This is a genomic window from uncultured Marixanthomonas sp. (assembly GCF_963974425.1).
Classification (GTDB): domain Bacteria; phylum Bacteroidota; class Bacteroidia; order Flavobacteriales; family Flavobacteriaceae; genus Marixanthomonas.
The window spans coordinates 19,259-34,523 of the sequence record NZ_CAXBCK010000027.1; the positions used below are offsets into that span (position 1 = coordinate 19,259).

Sequence of the window (15,265 nt, forward strand, 5' to 3'; positions counted from 1 at the left end):
AAATACGATGTATTATGAATAAACTCCATGCTCTATCCTGCCTAAAATATCTTTAACGAGCTTGGTACCAAAACTGGTATCTAGAAAATCTAGAGGTTTAGCATAGTTTAAAGCACGTACGTCTGAATGCAACCAACTTGTAAAGTTATCAAGGGTATCTAACACCTCGATACCACGGGAAATGACATCGGCGATTTCAAGAATTTGCTCACTGCTATACACATTTAATAAATCGCTGCTATTCTTGCGCTGTATAGTACGATGCGAAATATGAAGCAAACTGCTCATTTTTTCCATGGAAATACCCAACACAGCACTTAAGGTAGAAACAACCGATGTTGGTAATCCTTTGCGGGTAATTTCAATAAGGTCTATATCACTATTTACAACTTGTGAAACCTGTGTGCTACCACCCAAAACACTTATTATCCTATCATACTTATTTTGAATACGATAAAAAACTTCGGGCTCTTGTACTAAATTAATAACTTTACCTTTTTCCATGGTTACGACATTTGTCATAAATATACGGTTTTTTGTCGTAGTTTAAGAATTAATCTCAAATTATTTATAATTTTTTCAAGCTTGTTACATATTTCTACGGTACTGCCCTCCTACTTCAAATAAGGCTTCAGTAATTTGCCCTAACGAACAAACCTTGGTTGCTTCCATAAGCTCTTCAAACATATTTTTGTTTTCAATAGCCGCATCTTGCACTTTACTTAATGTTTCTTCTGCACTATCTTCGTATGTTTTATGAAGTTTCTCTAATGTAGTAATCTGAGCTTGCTTTTCTTCTTCCGTAGCTCTAATTACTTCTTTAGGCTGAATAGTTGGCGAACCTTTACTACTTAAAAAGGTATTTACACCAATTATAGGAAATTCTCCTGTGTGCTTCAACGTTTCATAATACAAGCTTTCTTCTTGAATTTTTCCGCGCTGGTACATGGTTTCCATCGCACCTAATACACCACCACGTTCCGTTAATCTATCAAATTCTTCTAGAACAGCTGCTTCAACTAAATCGGTCAACTCTTCAATTATAAACGACCCTTGAATTGGGTTTTCGTTTTTCGCCAATCCTAGCTCTTTATTAATAATTAACTGAATTGCCATTGCACGACGCACACTTTCTTCCGTAGGTGTTGTAATCGCTTCATCATACGCATTGGTATGTAATGAATTACAGTTATCATAAATCGCATATAATGCTTGTAACGTAGTTCTAATATCGTTAAAATCAATCTCCTGTGCGTGTAACGAACGTCCAGACGTTTGAATGTGATATTTCAACATCTGTGCTCTTGGATTGGCACCATACTTTTCTTTTAAAGCTTTAGACCAAATTTTACGAGCCACACGACCAATTACTGAATACTCAGGATCAATACCGTTACTAAAAAAGAACGATAAATTAGGTCCGAATTTATTAATATCCATCCCGCGACTTAAATAGTACTCTACATAGGTAAAGCCATTTGCCAAAGTGAAAGCCAATTGTGTAATTGGATTAGCTCCAGCTTCAGCAATATGATAACCACTAATAGAAACGGAATAAAAATTTCTAACTTGTTTTTCGATAAAATACTCCTGTACATCACCCATTAAACGAAGTGCAAATTCAGTAGAGAAAATACAGGTGTTTTGAGCCTGGTCTTCTTTTAAAATATCAGCTTGTACCGTTCCTCGAACTTGTTTTAACGTATCATACTTAATTTTTTGATACACATCTTGTGGCAGTATTTGATCTCCAGTAACCCCCAATAGCATTAAACCTAGGCCGTCATTCCCTTCAGGTAGTTCGCCATTATATTTTGGGCGATCCATTCCGCTTTCTTTGTAAATTTTAGCGATTTTCTTTTCTACTTCATCTACAAGATCATATTCTTTAATATATTTTTCACAGCTTTGATCGATGGCTGCATTCATAAAAAAGCCAAGTAACATAGGGGCGGGACCATTGATAGTCATACTCACCGATGTCATTTTATGGGTTAAATCGAATCCAGAATATAGTTTTTTAGCATCATCCAAACAGCAAATAGATACACCTGCATTTCCAATTTTCCCATAGATATCGGGACGGTGATTGGGATCGTTACCATACAACGTTACACTATCAAAAGCAGTAGAAAGCCGCTTAGCAGGCAACCCCATACTTACATAGTGAAAACGGCGGTTGGTTCGCTCTGGGCCACCTTCTCCGGCAAACATTCGAGCAGGATCTTCTCCTGTACGTTTAAATGGATATAAGCCTGAGGTATATGGAAACTCCCCTGGCACATTTTCTTGTAACACCCATTTTAATATATCGCCCCAAGCTTGGTATTTAGGCAATGAGACTTTTGGAATTTGAGTATGCGACAATGATTCGGTATGTGTATCGATACTAATTTCTTTGTCACGAACTTTAAATTTATAAACCGGTTCTTGATAGCGATTTACTTTTTCGTCCCAACTGGTAATAACTTCCCAATTGTAAGGATCTAAATTCAATTTTTCTTTATCAAACTCTGCTACCAATAGTTTAACTAAATCTTCATTTTCTTCGGAAACATTAAGTGCTCCAGAATCAATTCCAGATTTATCTAATGTAGGCGTAGCACCAGAAATGGTTTCTATAGTTTTAAAAAAACCATACAGTTTTTGAGCTACTTCGGCCTGTTCGGAAGCTTTTTTGTCGTAAGCTCTGTTATTTTCAGATATTTCAGAAAGATAACGCGTTCTTGCCGGTGGAATTACGAAAATCTTTTCAGACATTTCATCTGAAATTTCATAGTTACTATTTAAATCGGCTTTTGTTTTAGAAGCAATCTCATCCATAATGGATTTGTAAAGCTTGTTCATCCCTGGATCGTTAAACTGAGAAGCGATAGTCCCAAAAACCGGTAAATCTTCTTTTGCGGTATCCCACAGTTGGTGGTTACGCATATATTGTTTTTTCACATCTCGAAGCGCATCTTTAGCACCTCGTTTATCAAATTTATTGATAGAAACTAAGTCGGCAAAATCTAACATATCGATTTTCTCCAATTGCGTTGCAGCGCCAAATTCTGGCGTCATTACATAAAGAGAAACATCACTGTGATCTAAAATTTCGGTATCACTTTGACCAATACCCGAAGTTTCTAAAATAATAAGGTCGTATTCGGCAGCCTTTAAAACTTGAACCGCCTCAGCAACATGTTTAGAAAGTGCCAAATTACTTTGACGCGTAGCCAAACTACGCATATATACACGCGGTGAGTTTATAGCGTTCATTCTAATACGATCGCCCAATAAAGCTCCGCCTGTTTTCCGTTTTGAAGGATCTACGGAAATAATCCCAATTGTTTTTTCTGGAAAGTCGATTAAAAAACGGCGAACTAATTCGTCAACTAGTGACGATTTACCTGAACCTCCTGTACCTGTGATTCCCAAAACAGGGATCGTACTTTTTTCATTCTTTTTATGAATGGAATCTAAGGTCTTTTTGGCAACTTCTGGGAAGTTTTCAGCTGCTGAAATAACACGAGCAATAGCGTTATCATTTTTTTCTGAAAGCTTTGCTTCTTCTCCATTTAAGTTTTCACCAATAGGAAAGTCGGATGTTTCAACCAAATCGTTAATCATTCCTTGCAAACCAAGTTCCCTACCATCATCTGGCGCATAAATACGAGTAATGCCGTAGTTTTGTAATTCTTCAATTTCTTCGGGAAGAATTACTCCACCTCCACCACCAAAAATTTTAATATGCTCTGCACCTTTTTCCTTGAGCAGATCATACATATATTTAAAATACTCATTGTGCCCCCCTTGATAGGACGTCATTGCTATTGCATTTGCATCTTCTTGTATCGCAGTATTCACTACCTCTTCAACACTGCGATCGTGCCCTAAATGGATAACCTCAACTCCGGTTGACTGAATGATACGTCGCATGATATTTATTGCGGCATCGTGACCATCAAAAAGCGAGGCGGCGGTTACAATTCGTACTTTATTTTTTGGAATATAGGGTTTTGCTTGTTTCATAAATAGCTTTCGTATTTTTTTTTAAAGTACAAATTTACGAAAAAGCCAACAATAAAAGGCTTTCATAAGATAGGTAACAAAAAAAGAAAAATTTAGTAAATTAGTAATAATTATAATATTTTTGTATATTGCTACTATCATAAATAAACTTTAAAACAACTAAAATTTTAACATTATGAAAAAAATTTACTTATTAGGTTTTGCATTGTGCGCATTTGCTTTTACAGGCACTGCACAAATTGAACAATTCGATGATATCGATTCTTACACCATAGGAGATATTTCGCCACAATCTGATGATTGGAGAACGTGGTCTGGTGAAGAAGGTGGCGCTGAAGAAGGTCAAGTAACTTTTGACCAAGCTGTTTCAGGATTTCAATCTGTGGTTATAGGCCCTGGTCAATCAGGTGGAGGACCACAAGATCAATTATATCTGGTGCAGTCTCAACCCAATTCTGGAATTTACACTTTAAAATGGCAAATGTACATACCTACAGGTCAAGAAGGCTTTTTTAATATTCAAGGGGAGATAACGCCAGATCAAACTAATGCTAATAGTTTTTTATTAACAGATCACTACTTTAACCCAGACAACGCAACTCCAGGACAGGGACAAACAGCTGATGCTACTTTTACTTGGTCTTTTCCTCACGATGCTTGGTTTGAGGTAGAAATTATTTTTGACCTTGATGATAGAGAGTATCAATTATTTGTTGACGGCGCCGAAGCCATACCAGCAGGAACAGAATTTAATGAACCAACAGCACCTTACTTAGGTGGTATTGACTTTTTTGCGCCAAGTGAATTTTCATTATTCTATGTGGATAATGTAACTGCTGGAGTTGGCGTATTAAGTACAAGCGATTTCGCTGCAGATGTATTTAGCGTATACCCTAACCCAGTTAAAGATGTACTAAACATTGAGTCTGCTGCTGCAGTAAACAATGTAACTGTATATGATGTTCTTGGTAAAACAGTACTTACGGCTCAACCGGATGCTATTTCTCCAAGTATTGATATGAGCGCTCTTTCTTCTGGTGCTTACTTAGTACAAGTAACTATAGATGGTGCTTCTAAAACAGTTAAAGTGATTAAATAATTTTAATTAATCACTTTTTAAAGCCCTTCTCCCGATTTATATCAGGATTGAAGGGCTTTTTTATATCTTTACTTTAAATAAAAATCACGCTCCTATGCTTTATAAGAAAATAGCTTTGTTTTGTTCAATATTTATGTTGGTTTCTTGCGCCGAACTTCAAAACGTCGTCAACACGCTGCCTACTGGTCAAATGGGTACTGATCCCACTATGATTGCTAATGGATTGCGTCAAGCCCTAGACTTTGGTATTGATAAACAAGTTACCAAATTAACTAAAGAGAATGGTTTTTATAAAAATCAATTAGTAAAGATTCTACTTCCAGAAGAGCTTCAAAAAGTGGATCGAACCTTACGAGATATCGGACTAGGAAGCTTAGCCGATGAAGGACTAAAAGCGATGAACCGGGCAGCTGAAGATGCTGTTAAAGAGGCTACACCAATTTTCGTAAACGCAGTAAAAGAAATTACTTTTAATGATGCAAAAAACATTCTGTTAGGTTCAGACAATGCCGCTACTAGTTATCTAGAAAACAGAACGAATTCTAAATTATATGCTAAATTTAATCCTGTAATTAAAAACTCATTTTCAAAAGTCGGTGCTGATAGAATTTGGACAAATATCATTACAAAATACAATTCCGTCCCTTTTGTAAACAAAGTAAACCCAGACCTTACCGACTATGTAACAAACGAAGCTTTAAAAGGTGTTTATACTATGATTGGAGTTGAAGAAAAGGAAATCAGGAACTCTGTCCAATCTAGAACAACTACATTACTAAGACAAGTTTTTGCCCTCCAAGATTAACATCTGTTAAGGTATTAACGCCTTTATTATCTATACAATAAACAATTGTGATAGAATTAACCTAACACTAACAGCACTTTTTTATTATCACAACTACTTTTGTATAACATGAAAGATAGCAGTTATGATGAATTGGTTTAAAAGAGAAACGAAGCTCGATAAGTTAAAAAAACGATATAAATTTTTAATGCGAAAATCTTATGAAATCGCATTAAAGGATAAAGAAAAAAGCGATTATATTCATGATAAAGCCGAAGCGGTTTTTGAACAAATAAAATCACTTCGATATCAATACGCAGAGAAATAAACTTAAGAGTGTAGGCTTTTAAAGTATGAAAAGGCTTCTATAAGTCTTGACCCATACCAGCTAAAATACTCCCCATCTACTATCGAAACTTTTTTATCTAGCTCTTTACTCAAAGCTATAGCATCTTTTTCTTTAAAAGGAAAAGGCTCTGTTGACAATAAAATTTCATCAGCTTGTTTTAAAAAGTCTTTTTTCACTTCTGGGTATCGTGAGGATTCGTCTTCGTAACTATTTTCAAAATTGTTGAGCACTAACAATTCATTAATAAAGGTATTTTTACCTGCTATCATTAGAGGTTTTTTCCAAATGACATAGACTACTTTTTTAGTAGGTTTATCTTTTACGAAATTTAAAAAATCTTCTTTTTCAGAAATGATTTTTGAACAAATAGATGTCGCAATATCTTCCACACCACACATTGAACCTATTCTTTTAATCATTTCTAAACTATCATCTATAGAAAAAATATCACTTACCCAAACTGGTGCAATTTTCTGAAGTTCAACTACCATTTCTTTAGTGTTTTCTTCTTTATTGCAAATTATTAAATCTGGCTTAACTGCTTCCACTTTATCAAAATGTAAGCTTTTAGTACCTCCTACTACTTTTATTTCTTTCCTTAAATTTTTAGGGTGTACACAAAATTTGGTGATTCCAACTAGGTTTTCTTTTAAACCTAAATCTATCAATAATTCAGTTTGAGAAGGCACTAAAGAAACAATCCTCTTAGGAGTTATGGGCAGTGAAATGATATTTCCTATTTGGTCCTTAAACTGCATGCATTAGCTTTTGCATCTGCAGTTGTAACTTTTCAGCTTCAGCTTGAGCAGCTTCAGCAAAATCTGAATTATTTGAAGCATACAAAATACCTCTAGAAGAATTAATTAACAGCCCTATATTTTTATTCATTCCATATTTACAGACTTCGGTCAAACTACCTCCTTGTGCACCGACTCCCGGCACTAACAGAAAGCTGTCTGGAACTATGTTTCGTATTTCTGAAAAATACTCTGCTTTGGTTGCTCCAACCACGTACATTAAGTTTTGCGAGTTTTTCCAGCCTTTTGAGGTCTTTAAAACGGTTTTATACACTTCTTCAGAATCTATCTTCTTTGTTTGAAAGTCGAAAGCTCCTTCGTTAGAGGTCAAAGCCAATAATACCGTGTGCTTGTCTTCAAAAGCTAAAAAGGGTTCTACTGAATCTTTCCCCATATAAGGAGCCACCGTTAGCGAGTCGAAACCTAAATCATTGAAAAAAGCATGAGCATACATGGAAGAGGTATTCCCTATATCACCTCGCTTAGCATCGGCAATGGTAAAGATTTCTGGGTGGTTGTTATTTAAATACTCTATAGTTTTTTGGAGCGACTTCCACCCCTTAATTCCGTAGGCTTCATAAAAAGCTGTATTTGGCTTATAGGCAACCGCCAAGTGATGGGTAGCATCAATAATAGCTTTATTGAAAGAAAAAATAGGATCTTCTTCCTTTAATAAATGCTTTGGGATTTTATTTAAATCGACATCCAACCCGATGCATAAAAATGACTTTTTCTTGTATATTTCTGAAATTAGCTGCTGTGTTGTCATGACCTCTCTGCCTTCGGCATCTCTCCCAAAGGGAGAGAAAAATAAATCTATTTAATTAAAAAAATACTAAAAGGTTTCTCCCGCTTCTTTCAGTTTTTCTGTATTGCTCACCATTTGTAGTTCGTCTATTATTTTCTGGATATCTCCATCAATAATATTACTTAAATCGTATAATGTTAAGTTAATGCGGTGATCAGTAACACGTCCTTGTGAATAATTATAGGTTCTAATTTTAGCACTACGGTCACCACTAGTTACCATGGAGCCTCTTTTTGCTGCATCTTCGGCCTGTTTCTTCGCCAACTCCATATCATATAATCTAGAACGAAGTACTTTAAATGCTTTTTCTTTGTTTTTATGCTGAGACTTCTGGTCTTGACATTGCGCTACTAAACCAGTTGGTTCGTGCGTTAAACGTACTGCAGAATAAGTTGTGTTTACAGATTGGCCACCAGGTCCAGAAGAACAGAAATAATCAATACGAACATCTTTAGGATCAATTTCCACATCAAATTCTTCTGCTTCAGGAAATACCATAACTGTTGCAGCACTGGTATGCACTCGTCCTTGTGTTTCGGTTTGTGGTACTCGTTGTACTCGGTGTACGCCTGCTTCAAACTTCAAGATTCCATAAACATCATCACCTTCAATTTCCATTTGAATTTCTTTAAAACCACCACTAGTACCTTCGCTGTAATCGACAGTATTTACTTTCCAGCCTTTGCTTTCGCAATATTTAGTGTACATGCGGTATAAGTCTCCTGCAAAAATACTTGCTTCATCACCACCTGTACCGGCTCTAATTTCCATAACGGCATTTTTAGAGTCTTCTGGATCTTTAGGAATTAAAAGAAATTTAATTTCTTCATCTAATTTTGGTAATTCCTCTTGAGCTTCTTCCAGCTGCATTTTACCCATCTCAATCATTTCATCATCGCCGCTTTCTTTTATAATTTCTTCGGCTTCTTCAATACGATTAGTAAGGGTAAGATACCGTTCTCGTTTATCCATCAACAATCTAAGATCTTTATATTCCTTATTTAGCTGAATATATCTTTTTTGATCGCTGATTATATCTGGTTGAATAATAAGGTCACTTACCTCATCAAATCGTTGTTTTACTATTTGAAGTTTCTCTAACATATTGTTTTTTATAATAACCTGCCGTTGGAGCAAGAGAATACAAATTTACGATAATTTGAAGAATATTTCTTTTGTATAGAAATCAAAGAAATATTTTTTTTAACACAAATACATCAAGAACAATATATGGTTTTGTTGATTACATTAAAAATTTAGAGAATGTATTCTTTTTCGGTAAGTAAAATCCCCTCTTCTTTTTGTGTTTTTGTGTTTAGTGCAAAATTGACCAAGAAAACAAGGGCTAAAAGATAGAAAACGCGTTCGGGGAAATAAGCCAATTGTGCCTCATAAAAATAAGCCCCTAAACCAAAACAATCTGATAGCACAAAACACAATACCATATATAGGTATATTAAAGGTGTTTTACCTTGGAAACGTTCATTATACATAAAAGCAGCAAAACCTAGCAATATTAACACCCCACCTTGAATAAAAAACAAGACGAACTGCAATTGGTTATCCAAACCGCTTTTTATAATATCAGAAAGGTAGTACACATTAAAAGCATTTAAAAAAATAAGTATAGTAACTAACAATATTATTATTGGAGTAGATTTTGAAATTTTAAGTCTTTTAATAGTTAGTAATAAAATGGAAGAGTATGCAACAATTGTTAAGATAAAAGAAACAGTTTTAAAAAAAACATTTTCATAATCTAAAATCATGATATCCCTGATTGTAAATAGTACAAGTGCAAAAAAGGATTAATTTTTCTGAATAAGATTTGTAATAAAAGAAAAACAAAAGCAAGGAGAATACTGAAGCTACTCGTAAAATTCGGCTTTCATCAATTTCAAAATATTGAACAACAAGGATGTTTATTACAAGTAGCATCACAGCAACAATAGTTAGCTTGACGTACTTGCTAGGCAAGTAATGAGAAATCATAATTTGGTTTTGAGTGGTTAAAAGTTAGTTAAACTTATTTAATCTACGAAAAAACCTTTAATTAGGTTTTTAATAGATTAAAATTATAACTCGACTATTATACCGATTCCCAATTGCTGTTTCCATTGTGCAATAGGCCCCTGTTCGATTAGCTCTCCTTCTTCATTCTCCACTGTCATTTTTACATCATTATCATATTTGAAATGAGAGCCAATATTAGCAACTATAAAATGATTTACTTGAAAGTTAAACTCTGTTTGCAAATCAATGTCTATGTTACCAAAATCGTCTAAGTAATCAGTATATAAGGTCACTCTATTTGAAAGACTGACGTTTTTAAATATTTCAGCTTTATATTCACTGGTAATCAAAATACCCATCTGGGTAAGCAAATTTTTACCTTCTTCTATTACATCACCTTGATCATTTAAAACTGCCGGAGTAACACCAAAAGCACCATTATTTGCCAATTCTTGATCTAAAACTATTGTAGATTTTACTGTCAATGGAGAGAGGTAAACAGACAGGTTACCATCATTAGCACCGTACTCTGTTCCGATCCCCAAGAAAAGATAGGCGGGAGAGAAAACCGTGGAAATTTCGTTTGAGGTGTCTGGATACTCATATCCATTAGAAAATTGAGTTGCAAAACGTAGCTTTGCAGTATAATATAAATTGGTTAAGGTATCTTTTCGATATCCATAAGAGCTATTTAACTCTATGATGTCTTCTGTTTTTCGCACCCCCAATTCCTTTTGTTTATTGATACCGTATTTGGCAAATAGCTCATTCTTCCAACGCGTGTTTTTGGTTTTGTAGGTTCGCTTTAAATCTACATTCAGTAAACCTGAAACAGAACTCACACCACCAGCATTCCAATTTACAAAAGCTACTTCACTAACATTAACACCAATTCTATTATATGAGCCCCACAAAGTAGGTTTCACAAAACCGTACACACTACTTCTTTTAATAGGCTTAGGTTTTAAAGGAACTCGAAAAAAAACAGGCCTTTTACTTTGCAAACTATTAACAGCTAAAACAGGATCTCTTTTCTCTTCTTGAGGAACTGGAGTATGAAAATATACTGGATTTGCAGTATGGAGTGTGTTAACCATAAAAACGTATCCCCTTTCGCTATCCTCTTGTGCCAACCCAACTATAGGTAGCATTAACAATAAAATAATTGCAAATCGCATCATCAAAAAAATATTAAGTAATTTTTTACTTATACGTAAAACTACCTTGAGATGTGTTTATTGTCAATTTCTTTTCTTCTGAAGCTTCTACACGCCCAATAATCTGTGCGTCAATATTAAAAGATTTAGAAATTTTAATTATATCTGAAGCTATTTCTTTTGGAACATATAGCTCCATACGGTGACCCATATTAAAAACTTGATACATTTCTTTCCAATCCGTCTTACTTTCTTGTTGTATAAGTTTAAATAGAGGTGGTACTTCAAATAAATTGTCTTTTATAATATGAAGATTTTCTATAAAATGTAAAATTTTAGTCTGTGCTCCACCGCTACAATGTACCATCCCATGAATTTGTTCATTGGTATATTGTGATAGTATTTGTTTAATAACAGGAGCATATGTGCGGGTTGGAGACAATACTAATTTACCTGCATCTAGAGAGGTTTCGGCTATTGGATCGGTCAATTTTTTTGAACCAGAATACACCAAATCTTCTGGTACTGAAGCATCAAAACTTTCTGGATATTTCTTTGCTAAATAGTTATGGAACACATCGTGTCTTGCAGATGTCAATCCATTGCTTCCCATACCGCCATTATATTCAGTTTCATAAGTAGCCTGACCGAAAGATTCCAAACCAACAATAACATCACCAGATTTAATATTTGCATTGTCAATAACATTACTACGTTTTATTCTTGCAGTTACCGTAGAATCAACAATAATAGTACGAACCAGATCACCAACATCTGCCGTTTCACCACCCGTAGAGTGGATGGAAACACCATGTTTTTTAAGATCTGAGATAAGTTCTTCCGTGCCATTAATAATTGCTGAAATCACATCACCCGAAATCATATTTTTATTTCGCCCAATAGTAGAAGAGAGCATAATATTATCGGTGGCCCCCACACAAAGAAGGTCGTCCAAGTTCATAATTAACGCATCTTGAGCAATCCCTTTCCATACAGATACATCTCCAGTTTCTTTCCAATACATATATGCTAAAGAAGATTTTGTTCCAGCCCCATCTGCATGCATAACCAGACAGTAATCATCATCTCCTGTAAGGTAATCTGGCACTATTTTACAAAAAGCACTAGGAAATAATCCCTTGTCCACATTTTTAATAGCCTTGTGTACATCTTCTTTTGAAGCTGAAACACCTCGTTTTGCATATCTTTTTGAAACTTCTTCACTCATAGCAATATATTTTCAACTGCAAAAATAAGTAATAAAAAACGTCCCGGAAATACAGGACGCTTTTTTAATTAAATTGATTTATTTATAACTTTATTCCCAATTGGGCATGGAGGCTTCGGTAAAAAGTTCATCATCATCTATATCTCCACCAAATATTAATGAGAATATTTTTGGCTTAGCGCTAAAATTACTAGCCACTCTTGTAAAGATTACACCTCCTTCACTAGGTGAAAATTGACATTGCAATTCATTCTCTCCAGAAACAACGTCGGTATCGATTGTTGTTGCAGGTCCAGATGAAGCCACATCGTACAAGAACATCCTTGCCTCAAACTGCCGATAAACCTGATTTTCTGAATTTGAAGTGTCCTTTGAATATAATATTAAATCTCCATCTGCTGTAATATCTATAGCTCCTGCAGCACCTTCAACATTTTCAAGCACAACTGTTTCTTCAGCTTCTGTTGACAATCGATAAGTGTAAATACGCACATTATACCCCTGGTTATCATTTGTTTTAAGTAATAGCAGATCAGTATCAAATTCAGGAATTTCAATTTCAGAAATTAAAGAACCATCTGTAGTCTGGTACACTAAGGTACGGTTACTACCATCATTATTTATTCTGTATAACTTATCAAAATAGGGGTAGTATAAAAAAGCACCATCATTAGACCACGTGTATGAAATTTGTTCTTGTCTGAAACCTGCCACGGGTACATTAGATGTTATTTGATTAACATCCGTACCATCTAAATTCATAGTAAATAAATGTGCGTCTCCACCAACAGTACGTAAAAATGCCAATTTCTGTAATGTATTATTTTTTTTAGGCTTAAAACTGTTAGCGTTTTCACTAGTAAGCTTAAATAGGTTTTGATCTACGGTATTTGTTATGGTATCACTATCTGAATTCCCTGAATAAATAACATTATTGTTATTTTCTTTTTTCACAAAAAAGTAAGGATTATTAGGTGTTGTCAATGTTCTAAATTCACTAATAGCGGACTCTACAGGATCACTATCCTCATCTTTAGCAGATACTTGCCAAAAATAATTAGTTGCTAATTGAAGGTTGTCAACAGTGAAAAATGTATCTTTTTCTACCTCAAATTCTTGCATTTCACTAGTAGCCCCATTACGGAGTTTTAAGGTATAAAATATATCGTCGTTTTCAGGGTCTGAGGCTTCCCAAGTAAATTGCACTTCAAGCTCAACCTCTTCGGCACCATCTTCAGGAAAAACCAATTCTGGTTGTGTAGGCGGTAGATTATCTGCATCGCTTAGTTCAAGGTTGACTACTACTTCAGAAACACCACCCTCTACTACATTTACTGGTTCAAAACCAGTCCTGTATCCTTCTAATTCTGCCTGTACTGAATAATCATCTATTAAAATGTCTAAAATGGAAAAATTCCCGTCTTCATCTGTTATTGCCGTTGAAGAGGCAGGATTTGTAGATACCTGTACGTTCTCCAAGGGGTCACCGGTTTCTTTATCTAATACGGTCCCTATTATCGATCCTTTTCGTTCAATTTCCAAGGTATCTTCATTACAACTATATAGTGCAACAAATAATAACAGGCAATAGATATAATAGTATTTAGTTTTCATCTTCTAGGTTGCTTTGTGTTTACGTTCTTCTAAAAATCAAAATAATAATCAAGGCCAAGACCGAAGTTATAATAAAAATCGTTTCTTTTTCCATTTATCGTATGGTCCAGCTCATCACTGAACACTAGGTTATGCTCTGCAAAAAGCTTTAAACCTATTCTTTGTGAAAGGTAATATTTTAGTCCGGCTCCATAATGCATTTTAAAAAAGGTATCTTTTTCTTTATTTGATGCACCACTAACGTTAAAAACTCCACCCGCTCCGGCATAAATGTATGGAGATAAATCGTCATCAGGCAATATGTTAAAGTAAGCGCTTAAATTCAGGTCACTAAAGGTATCTGAAAATTGCTCACCACTATCTAATTGCATAAAAGAAGTAGACAAACCATACCCTAGATTTTCGGTAATATTTCCTTGATATTCTAAACGAGTTAAGAAACCTGCATTCCTTTTTGCGTAATCAGCATCGATTAATGAAATTCCTCCCGACAAACTTAAGCTACTTCTGGCTGTTCGTTTTTTGAAAACTCTATTATACAGCTCAATAGACTCTTCTTCTTCTTTTTCTTTGGTATAATTTTCAACTAATTGTTTATTGGTTTCAGCACCCTCTTTTGTTGACCAAAAGCGTTCTTTTATCCCTTCAACAATTAAATCATGTACAGCCTTCTCAACTGCATCTTTAACGGCTATTTGTAATGGTTCATTACGTGTGATCCCAGTTTCAGCCTCTAACAGGCGCTGAAATTTTACAAAACGAAAATAACTTGCATCCAACGATTGTGACAATATTGTTTTTGAAACATATACGGTTTTTAAAATTTCCCCATTACTAGTGGAAACCGCACGTAAGTATATGGTGATTCGGTCTTGTCTATACCTTGATGATCCGCCAATGCCAAAATATCGAGCCCCTATACCACCGGTAACTATATTAGTATCGTACGAAACGATTCCACCTTCTAATAAAAGTCCTGCATATAACAAAGGTGGTAATGGTGGTTCATTTGGATTTAGATTTTTAATGTATTCCTGCTTGGTGTTCCTTATAATGCTCCGTTCAGTGGATAGGTTGCTTAGGTTTTCTCGTTCAATTGGGATAAACCAACCAGAGTCTTCCAATGCTTTTATCAATATTGTGGTTGCTCCTTGAGTTACGGCAGTACTAAAAGTACTCCCATTTTCAACGGGCTTATATTGTCCAGTTTGGTCACTAAAATTATACACAGCAACTTCAACAGGATCAGCGGCTTCTGGAAGGTCTAATAAAGTTTGTGTAGATTTTGAGAATTCACCAACTCTTGATGGTGTTTGTTGTAAAGGTTGGTTAAAGTAAGTACTGCAAGAACTCAAAGCAATACAGGCTATACAAACCAATGTAATTTTTTTAAACATATGTA

At 35.0% G+C, this 15,265-nt stretch carries 13 protein-coding genes; 3 read left to right on the plus strand and 10 right to left on the minus strand.

Annotation, left to right across the window (positions count from 1 at the left end; translation table 11 throughout):
- Positions 1 to 12: 12 nt before the first annotated feature.
- Both AACZ92_RS09375 and AACZ92_RS09380 read right to left on the minus strand, forming a co-directional pair.
- Positions 13 to 522, minus strand: coding sequence for an antitoxin Xre-like helix-turn-helix domain-containing protein (locus tag AACZ92_RS09375; protein ID WP_339700223.1), 510 nt, complete (start codon positions 520 to 522; stop codon positions 13 to 15).
- Positions 523 to 588: 66 nt separating this feature from the next.
- The gene (locus AACZ92_RS09380; protein WP_339700226.1) at positions 589 to 4,014 is read right to left on the minus strand and encodes a methylmalonyl-CoA mutase family protein; all 3,426 of its coding nucleotides are present in this window, start codon (positions 4,012 to 4,014) and stop codon (positions 589 to 591) included.
- 175 nt (positions 4,015 to 4,189) lie between these two features.
- Between AACZ92_RS09380 and AACZ92_RS09385 the strand changes: the two genes are divergently transcribed.
- The 3 genes from AACZ92_RS09385 to AACZ92_RS09395 all read left to right on the plus strand — a co-directional run bounded on the left by AACZ92_RS09385 (position 4,190) and on the right by AACZ92_RS09395 (position 6,225).
- Positions 4,190 to 5,113, plus strand: coding sequence for a T9SS type A sorting domain-containing protein (locus AACZ92_RS09385; protein WP_339700229.1), 924 nt, complete (start codon positions 4,190 to 4,192; stop codon positions 5,111 to 5,113).
- Between the two features lie 94 nt (positions 5,114 to 5,207).
- Positions 5,208 to 5,918, plus strand: coding sequence for a DUF4197 domain-containing protein (locus AACZ92_RS09390; protein WP_339700232.1), 711 nt, complete (start codon positions 5,208 to 5,210; stop codon positions 5,916 to 5,918).
- 124 nt (positions 5,919 to 6,042) lie between these two features.
- Complete coding sequence (locus AACZ92_RS09395) at positions 6,043 to 6,225, plus strand: Lacal_2735 family protein (protein ID WP_339700235.1); 183 nt, start codon at positions 6,043 to 6,045, stop codon at positions 6,223 to 6,225.
- 2 nt (positions 6,226 to 6,227) lie between these two features.
- On the opposite strand, the gene AACZ92_RS09400 is transcribed toward AACZ92_RS09395, so the two are convergent.
- The 8 genes from AACZ92_RS09400 to AACZ92_RS09435 form a co-directional block, all read right to left on the minus strand.
- Positions 6,228 to 7,004: a helical backbone metal receptor gene (locus AACZ92_RS09400; RefSeq protein ID WP_339700237.1), complete on the minus strand. Its 777-nt coding sequence runs from the start codon at positions 7,002 to 7,004 to the stop codon at positions 6,228 to 6,230.
- Positions 6,994 to 7,812 carry an orotidine-5'-phosphate decarboxylase gene (gene pyrF / locus AACZ92_RS09405; protein ID WP_339700240.1) on the minus strand — a complete coding sequence of 273 codons (819 nt, stop codon included), beginning with the start codon at positions 7,810 to 7,812 and terminating at the stop codon, positions 6,994 to 6,996. The genes AACZ92_RS09400 and pyrF overlap by 11 nt, the downstream gene beginning before the upstream one ends.
- 66 nt (positions 7,813 to 7,878) lie before the next feature.
- Positions 7,879 to 8,955, minus strand: a complete 1,077-nt coding sequence (gene prfA / locus AACZ92_RS09410) for a peptide chain release factor 1 (RefSeq protein ID WP_339700243.1) — start codon at positions 8,953 to 8,955, stop codon at positions 7,879 to 7,881.
- Positions 8,956 to 9,107: 152 nt separating this feature from the next.
- Positions 9,108 to 9,620, minus strand: a complete 513-nt coding sequence (locus tag AACZ92_RS09415) for a hypothetical protein (RefSeq protein WP_339700246.1) — start codon at positions 9,618 to 9,620, stop codon at positions 9,108 to 9,110.
- Positions 9,621 to 9,926: 306 nt separating this feature from the next.
- Entirely contained in the window at positions 9,927 to 11,045 is a 1,119-nt protein-coding gene (locus AACZ92_RS09420) for a DUF3078 domain-containing protein (protein ID WP_339700249.1), read from the minus strand.
- A 22-nt stretch (positions 11,046 to 11,067) separates the two neighbouring features.
- The gene (locus AACZ92_RS09425; protein WP_339700252.1) at positions 11,068 to 12,249 is read right to left on the minus strand and encodes an AIR synthase related protein; all 1,182 of its coding nucleotides are present in this window, start codon (positions 12,247 to 12,249) and stop codon (positions 11,068 to 11,070) included.
- A gap of 90 nt (positions 12,250 to 12,339) precedes the next feature.
- Complete coding sequence (locus AACZ92_RS09430) at positions 12,340 to 13,863, minus strand: carboxypeptidase regulatory-like domain-containing protein (RefSeq protein WP_339700254.1); 1,524 nt, start codon at positions 13,861 to 13,863, stop codon at positions 12,340 to 12,342.
- 29 nt (positions 13,864 to 13,892) lie between these two features.
- A complete protein-coding gene (locus tag AACZ92_RS09435) occupies positions 13,893 to 15,260 on the minus strand; it encodes a CsgG/HfaB family protein (RefSeq protein ID WP_339700257.1) in 1,368 nt (455 codons plus the stop codon).
- Positions 15,261 to 15,265: the final 5 nt, after the last annotated feature.

Bases quoted from the DNA above. Each gene is read 5' to 3' on its own strand.
- AACZ92_RS09375 (WP_339700223.1), bottom strand. From the start codon at position 522: ATGACAAATGTCGTAACCATGGAAAAAGGTAAAGTTATTAATTTAGTA.
- AACZ92_RS09380 (WP_339700226.1), bottom strand. From the start codon at position 4,014: ATGAAACAAGCAAAACCCTATATTCCAAAAAATAAAGTACGAATTGTA.
- AACZ92_RS09385 (WP_339700229.1), top strand. From the start codon at position 4,190: ATGAAAAAAATTTACTTATTAGGTTTTGCATTGTGCGCATTTGCTTTT.
- AACZ92_RS09390 (WP_339700232.1), top strand. From the start codon at position 5,208: ATGCTTTATAAGAAAATAGCTTTGTTTTGTTCAATATTTATGTTGGTT.
- AACZ92_RS09395 (WP_339700235.1), top strand. From the start codon at position 6,043: ATGATGAATTGGTTTAAAAGAGAAACGAAGCTCGATAAGTTAAAAAAA.
- AACZ92_RS09400 (WP_339700237.1), bottom strand. From the start codon at position 7,004: ATGCAGTTTAAGGACCAAATAGGAAATATCATTTCACTGCCCATAACT.
- pyrF (WP_339700240.1), bottom strand. From the start codon at position 7,812: ATGACAACACAGCAGCTAATTTCAGAAATATACAAGAAAAAGTCATTT.
- prfA (WP_339700243.1), bottom strand. From the start codon at position 8,955: ATGTTAGAGAAACTTCAAATAGTAAAACAACGATTTGATGAGGTAAGT.
- AACZ92_RS09415 (WP_339700246.1), bottom strand. From the start codon at position 9,620: ATGATTTTAGATTATGAAAATGTTTTTTTTAAAACTGTTTCTTTTATC.
- AACZ92_RS09420 (WP_339700249.1), bottom strand. From the start codon at position 11,045: ATGATGCGATTTGCAATTATTTTATTGTTAATGCTACCTATAGTTGGG.
- AACZ92_RS09425 (WP_339700252.1), bottom strand. From the start codon at position 12,249: ATGAGTGAAGAAGTTTCAAAAAGATATGCAAAACGAGGTGTTTCAGCT.
- AACZ92_RS09430 (WP_339700254.1), bottom strand. From the start codon at position 13,863: ATGAAAACTAAATACTATTATATCTATTGCCTGTTATTATTTGTTGCA.
- AACZ92_RS09435 (WP_339700257.1), bottom strand. From the start codon at position 15,260: ATGTTTAAAAAAATTACATTGGTTTGTATAGCCTGTATTGCTTTGAGT.